7 protein-coding genes are annotated in these 6,594 nt (G+C 63.9%); 5 read left to right on the top strand and 2 right to left on the bottom strand.

The genetic code is table 11. The features are described from left to right. Nucleotides 1–1,448 (bottom strand): HAD-IC family P-type ATPase (locus Q0R02_RS05035; protein ID WP_293881362.1); only part of this gene is annotated, 1,448 nt, incomplete at its 3' end. A gap of 36 nt (nt 1,449–1,484) precedes the next feature. Beyond that, nucleotides 1,485–1,796: an RcnB family protein gene (locus Q0R02_RS05030; RefSeq protein WP_293881360.1), complete on the bottom strand. Its 312-nt coding sequence runs from the start codon at nt 1,794–1,796 to the stop codon at nt 1,485–1,487. Between the two features lie 210 nt (nt 1,797–2,006). Between Q0R02_RS05030 and Q0R02_RS05025 the strand changes: the two genes are divergently transcribed. The 5 genes from Q0R02_RS05025 (at nt 2,007) to Q0R02_RS05005 (ending at nt 6,587) form a co-directional block, all read left to right on the top strand. Continuing rightward, entirely contained in the window at nt 2,007–2,162 is a 156-nt protein-coding gene (locus Q0R02_RS05025) for a hypothetical protein (RefSeq protein ID WP_293881358.1), read from the top strand. A gap of 418 nt (nt 2,163–2,580) precedes the next feature. Beyond that, nucleotides 2,581–3,618, top strand: a complete 1,038-nt coding sequence (locus tag Q0R02_RS05020; RefSeq protein ID WP_293881356.1) for a zinc-dependent alcohol dehydrogenase family protein — start codon at nt 2,581–2,583, stop codon at nt 3,616–3,618. 37 nt (nt 3,619–3,655) lie between these two features. Then, the gene (locus Q0R02_RS05015; protein WP_293881354.1) at nt 3,656–5,038 is read left to right on the top strand and encodes an NAD-dependent succinate-semialdehyde dehydrogenase; all 1,383 of its coding nucleotides are present in this window, start codon (nt 3,656–3,658) and stop codon (nt 5,036–5,038) included. A 40-nt stretch (nt 5,039–5,078) separates the two neighbouring features. After that, nucleotides 5,079–6,245: an NAD(P) transhydrogenase subunit alpha gene (locus Q0R02_RS05010; protein ID WP_293881352.1), complete on the top strand. Its 1,167-nt coding sequence runs from the start codon at nt 5,079–5,081 to the stop codon at nt 6,243–6,245. 3 nt (nt 6,246–6,248) lie between these two features. After that, on the top strand, nt 6,249–6,587 hold the full coding sequence (locus Q0R02_RS05005) for an NAD(P) transhydrogenase subunit alpha (RefSeq protein ID WP_293881350.1): 339 nt from the start codon (nt 6,249–6,251) through the stop codon (nt 6,585–6,587). Nucleotides 6,588–6,594 lie beyond the last annotated feature (7 nt).

Raw genomic sequence — 6,594 nt, 5'->3', positions numbered from 1 at the left:
GCCACGGCGATCGTGCGAAGTCCGTCCTTTTCGGCAAGGCTATGGACCAGCGCGAGCACGGTCGCGCGTTCGGCATCGCCCATGACTATGGGCGCCTTTTCGTCGCGAAGCGACGTGCACAGAGCCACGATCGCCTCGGGTGCGCCCTTGATGATCAAGGCCTCGCCTTCGGGACCCTTGGCGAGCAGGGATCCCAGACGACGGGTGAAGTCGAACGGGTGCCGTCCGAGCAGCGTCCAGCCGCCCGTTGCATGCGGGTTGGCGGCGATGAGCGCGGCATCGAGCGCGCCGCGATCACCACCCAGGATCGCGGCAATCGCGGCAAGACGTGCGGGACGGGGATCGTCGCCGCCGGAAAAGGCGATGCTGCGCGCGAGCGTGATCTCGGCTGAGGTGAGCGTCCCGGTCTTGTCGGTGCACAGCACGGTCATGGCGCCGAGATCATGGATCGAGGCCAATCGCTTCACGATCACTTTGCGTCTCGCCATCCGGATCGCGCCGCGCGAGAGGGTCACCGTCGTGATCATCGGGAGCAATTCGGGTGTGAGTCCGACCGCGAGCGCGACGGCAAACAACAAAGATTGTAGCACTGGCCGCCCGAAAAATACGCTCGTCGCCAGCACCACCAGTACGAGCGCCATGGTTAGGCGCGCGGTAAGCAGCCCATAGGCGCGCAGATCCTTCTCAAAGGGCGATGTCTCGGCGGGTTGGCCGAGGGCGGCTGCCGCTGCACCGAAAATCGTCGCGCGCCCGGTATTGACCACCAGAGCGCTGGCTTCGCCGGTCTGGGCGACCGCGCCGCGAAATAGCGCGCCCGTCGCCTCGCTCGCGGAGCGACCGGCAGCGGGTCCGGGTCGCTTTTCGACGGGATAGGGCTCGCCGGTAAGCGCCGCTTCATTGGCGGCAAATGCTGTGCTCTCGATGACGAGGGCGTCTGCCGGGATGATATCGCCGGCGCGTACCCGGATAAGATCGCCGGGGACGACCTGATCCACTGGCACCTGGAGATACGCGCTGTCGCGCCTGACCTCCGCGGTCAGCGCGACCGACTGGCGCAGGATTTCTGCGGCGTGCGCGGCATGCCCCTCCTGCAGCGTATCGAGACCGATCGAGACGACAAGGATCACCGCGATGATCGAGCCGCCGATCATGTCGCCAGTCCCGGCCGAAACGATGGCCGCGACCAGCAAGATCAGCGACAAAGGTTCCAGCAGGCGCCGCGCGATGGCGCGGGCGGCCCCGATCCGCTTGCCTTGTGCGTCCGAATTGGCGCCGTATTTGGCCAGTCTGACAACCGCTTCAGCAGCGCTCAGACCGTCTCGGCTACAATGTAGCGCAGTGCAGGTTTCCTCGGCGGATTTCGACCAAAACGGTGGCTCGGCATTCGACACCGTGGCCGTCTCGCCAAGCGGGGCGGCCATGATAGTGTTGGCCTTCGGCATCGTCATCGGCCTCCTCGCAATCGGAGGCGATCAGTGATCACCTTAGTAAAAGACGTTGTAACGCGCCTGGATGATCTCGCCATCAAAGCGGTCGATCAGAAACGCGTCATTGCCGACCCGCACCCACACAAAACCCGAAGGCGGCGCAAACAGCGAATAGAGCAGGAAATTGCTGATCCAGTAATTGCGCGCGTAGTAGCTGGACGGCAGACGCTCGCCATAGCTCCAGCGGCGTTGGGAATAGCCGCGAGGCATCTGGTATTGGCCCGCGCGATAGTGGCGTTGAACCTGTACGTTCCGCCTCAGTTTCTGCACGCTCGGCGAGCGCGCCGACGGCCGCGACGGTGTCGTCATCGCTGCCGCCGGTCGCTGGCGTGCGGGATTGCGCTGCGTTTCAACCGGACCAGATCTTGCTGGCTGTTGCTGAACGACGTTATCGGAGCGCCGTGCCCGCCTGTTCCCTTGAGACGGACTCCCGACCGACGATCGGCCGGGTTCTTCCATCCTCTGCGCTGCCGGAGCGACGCTTCGCGTGGGCCCGCGGCCTTCGTTCGCTCCACGGGATTGCTGCGTAGGGCCTTGCGAGCGCTCAGCAGGCTGGTGGTTCGCCTGGCCGGCGCCTTGGTCGGGTCGGCGTTCGCCATGATCCTGGCCGCCGCCTTGCCCTGGTTGCGCCGCAACCACGACTGGTACGGCCAGCGCCAGCGCCAGCACGGTTGAGGCGGTTGAATACGTCGATCGCCGGCTCATGTTCTTCATCTCCTTGGGATCAGGGGCCGATCCGGACGATCGATATGCTATCCGCTGGAGCCCGTGAGACTGTGCCGTGCTCATTAGCGAGCGGCAGCGGAGCTTCGAAGGCTCGGAAAACACTCACGCCGATGTGGCCGAACCTTTCGCAACGCGGGGGCTCGCTTGGTCCGCGCCGCTGCAGACCGACATCCTGTCGCACCGACCGCGAAGGGTCGCGACCCGCGACCTTCAATGTTGAGTAGTTTCCGACCCTGCCGACCGAAATTCGGGGTTCCTATAGTTGGGGCCTGCCCGTCGAGCCGGCGCTCGCTCGAACATTTTTATGGTCTCAAGGCAGCCAGGCTGCGGGGCCATTGCCCATCGTCTTACAATTGGATATTCGATCATGAAAGCGCTCGTTTACGAAGGCCCGAACCGGAAATCGCTTCAGGACCGGCCCAAGCCCGAAATCATTGCCGCAACCGACGCCATCGTCCGAGTAACGAAGACCACGATTTGTGGCACAGATCTTCACATCCTCAAGGGCGACGTCGCGACCTGTAAGCCCGGCCGCATTTTGGGGCATGAGGGCGTAGGTGTCATCGACACGGTCGGGTCCGCAGTCACGGCGTTCAAGGCTGGCGACAGCGTCCTCATCTCCTGCGTCAGTGCCTGCGGGCGCTGTGTCTATTGCCGCAAGCAGATGTATTCGCATTGCACGACCGGCGGCTGGATCCTTGGTAACAGCATCGATGGCACGCAGGCCGAATTCGTCCGCATTCCCCATGCCGATTCGAGCCTCTATCCGATTCCCGAAGGCGCCGATGAAGAAGCCCTGGTGATGCTCAGCGATATTCTTCCGACCGGGTTCGAATGCGGCGTATTGAACGGCAAGGTTCAGCCGGGCAGCAGCGTTGCCATCGTCGGGTCAGGGCCGATCGGCCTGGCCGCACTCCTCACCGCGCAATTCTATTCACCCGCCGATATCATCATGATCGACCTAGACTATGGCCGGCTGGAGATCGCCAAGCGCTTCGGGGCGACCGCGACGATCAACAGCAGGGACGGCAGGGCGGCCGAGCAGCTGATGGCGATGACCGAAGGGCGCGGCGTCGATACCGCGATCGAAGCAGTCGGTATTCCGGCCACTTTCGAACTGTGCGAGCAGCTCGTGGCCCCCGGCGGGGTCATCGCCAACATCGGTGTCCACGGCAAGAAGGTCGATCTTCATCTCGAAACCCTGTGGGACCGGAACATCACCATCACCACGCGGCTCGTCGATACGGTCAGTACGCCGATGCTGCTCAAGACCGTGCGCGCCGGCAAGATCGATCCGACCCGCCTGATCACACACCATTTCACGCTCGACCACATTCTCGACGCTTACGAGACCTTCGCTAACGCCGCCACTACCGGAGCGCTGAAGGTCATCATCGCGGCGTGAGCCGCAGCCTACACCCCATCATGAAGGACGACACGCCATGACCTATCAGAGCGTCAACCCTGCCGACGGCAAGCTTATCCAGTCATTCCCTGAGATTTCGGATGCCGAACTGGAGGCGAAGCTCGCGATCGCCGCGACATGCTTCCAGAGCTGGAAGAGCACAAGCTACGCCGATCGCGCCGTGATCGTCGCCAGAGCCGCCGCCCTCCTGCATGACCGGGCCGAGGAATTCGCCCGCACCATGACGATGGAGATGGGCAAGCGCATCGACGAGGCGCGCGGCGAAGTCGAATTCAGCTCGAACATCCTCACTTATTATGCCGAGAATGCCGAGCGCTCCCTGGCGCCCGTCAAACTCGAGCCGACGATCGGTGCGGCACATATGGAAAGCAGCCCAATCGGCATGATCTTCGGCGTCGAACCCTGGAACTTCCCCTATTACCAGCTCGCCCGTGTTGCCGGGCCACATCTCATGGCGGGCAACGTGCTGCTGGTGAAGCACGCCGGCTGCGTCCCGCAATGCGCGATCGCCTTCGAGAAATTGTGGATCGATGCCGGCGCGCCGGCCGGACTCTACACCAACCTCCTGATCTCGCACGCACAGTCCGACGCGGTGGTCGACGATCCCCGCATCAAGGGCGTCGCGCTGACCGGAAGCGTGGCCGCCGGACGCAGCATCGCCGCGCGTGCCGGCCAGAATCTCAAGCCCTCCTCGATGGAACTCGGCGGCAGCGACGCCTTCATCGTGCTCGAGGATGCCGATCTCGATTTCGCGGTGAAATGGGCGGTGTGGGGGCGGATGTATAATACCGGCCAGACCTGCTGCGCGGCCAAGCGCTTCATCGTTGTCGAACCGCTGGCTGACGCCTTTCTCGAGAAGTTCAAGGCGGCGCTCAGTGCGCTGAAGGCTGGTGATCCCATGGACGCCAGCACAACGCTCGGTCCTCTGTCGACGGAGTCCGCGCTGATCGACCTGCTCAAGCAGGTCGATGGCGCGGTCGCGCATGGCGCCAAACTGGTCATGGGCGGCAAGCGGATCGACCGGCCGGGCGCCTATATGCAGCCGACCATTCTGACCGGGGTCGAGCCAGGAAACCCCGCCTTCCGCGATGAGTTCTTCGGTCCGGTCGCGATGCTGTTCCGGGTCAAGGACGAGGACGCCGCGGTCGCGCTCGCCAATGATTCGGACTTCGGCCTCGGCGGATCAGTTTTCACAAAGGATGCGGCGCGCGGCCAGCGGGTCGCGAGTCGGGTCGATACCGGCATGATGTTCATCAACAACATCAGCTGGTCCGACGCAAAACTCCCCTTCGGCGGGATCAAGAATTCGGGCTACGGGCGCGAGCTCGGCGACATGGGCATCCAGGCCTTCGTCAATAAGAAGCTGGTGCGCACGGCCGATCTTCAGGCGCCCGCCTGACTTCGATCCGCGCCATAAATTGCCCGGAACTGGAGCCCATATGTACGTCAATATTGCCGTTCTCAAGGAGACCCAGCCGCATGAACGGCGGGTAGCGCTGGTGCCGGGCCTCGTCGCCAAGCTCGTCAAGCTCGGCGGCCGGGTGCACATGCAGAGCGGCGCAGGCGAGTCTGCCAGCCTTTCCGACGCGGCCTATCCGGATGTGGCCATTGTCGCGGATCGCGACGTGCTAGTCGCCGACGCGGACGTTGTACTCGCGGTACAGCCGCCCGCGCTCGAGGTCATCGACGCGATGAAGGAAGGCGCTGTCCTTATATCCTTCATCTATGCCGAGCGTCAGCCCGCGCTGGTCCAGCGCCTGATCGACCGCAAGATCACCTGCTTCGCGATGGAGGCGGTGCCGCGTATCACGCGGGCGCAGTCAATGGATGCGCTCTCCAGCCAGTCGGCGCTGGCGGGCTATTATGCGGTCCAGTTGGGCGCGACGCATCTCGCCCGGATCCTGCCCAAAATCACGACGGCGGCCGGGGTCGTCGGACCGGCAAAGGTGCTCGTGATGGGGCTGGGTGTAGCTGGGCTGGAAGCATTGGCAACGGCCCATCGGCTCGGTGCCATCACCCAGGGCTATGATGTCCGACCCGAAACCCGCGAACAGGCACTTTCGCTTGGCGCGACGTTCTTGGAAACTGGCATCGATGCCCGCGGCAAGGGTGGCTATGCGCGGCCGCTGACCGCGGCGGAACAGGCGACGGTCGATGCCGCGCTGACTACCATCATCCAGCAGGCCGATCTCGTCATCACCACGGCAGCGATACCCGGCCGGACGTCGCCCCGATTGGTAAGTAGCGCGCAGGTCGCGGGCATGAAGGCAGGCTCGGTCATCGTCGGCATCTCGGCCGAGGGAGGCGGCAATTGCGAGGACTCCGATCCTGGGAAGACGGTGAAGGTCGGCCGCGTGACGATCGTCGCGCCCCTCAACGTCCCTTCGCTGCTCGGCGAGGATGCCAGCGCGCTATACGCTCGGAACCAGTTCAACCTGCTCGCGCTGATGATGAAGGACAATGTCATCGTCATCGACTGGGCTGACGAGATCCTTGAGAAGACCGCGTTGACCCATGCCGGAAAGCGGCTGAACAGGCCGCCGATCGAGCATGCGACGGGCGGGCAGCCCGGAACCACGCCCGTGGTCGTGACGCGGGCGGCCTGAGCGATGGACACGCTTCCCATTAGTGCGTTCGTCGCACTCTACATCTTCATGCTGGCTGGGTTCGCCGGCTGGGTGATAATCGGCAACGTCCCGGCGATCCTGCACACACCTTTGATGTCGGGATCCAATTTCGTGCACGGCATCGTCGTGGTCGGCGGCATCTACGCGTTGCTCAATGCCGCATCGCCGACCGAGCAGGCGATCGGCTTCTTCGCGGTCCTGCTCGGCGCGGGCAATGCAGCGGGTGGCTATGCGGTGACCGATCGCATGCTCGCCATGTTCCAAATTGGCGCGGCAAAGCCCACGAAACGCCCTCGCGCCAAGCACCCGAAAAAGGGCTGAGGATTAT

The sequence above is a fragment of the Sphingomonas sp. genome (genome assembly GCF_025353885.1).
Lineage (GTDB): Bacteria > Pseudomonadota > Alphaproteobacteria > Sphingomonadales > Sphingomonadaceae > Sphingomonas_O.
The sequence above is the reverse complement of the archived record's forward strand: the minus strand, read 5'-3'. Positions and strand labels throughout refer to the sequence as shown.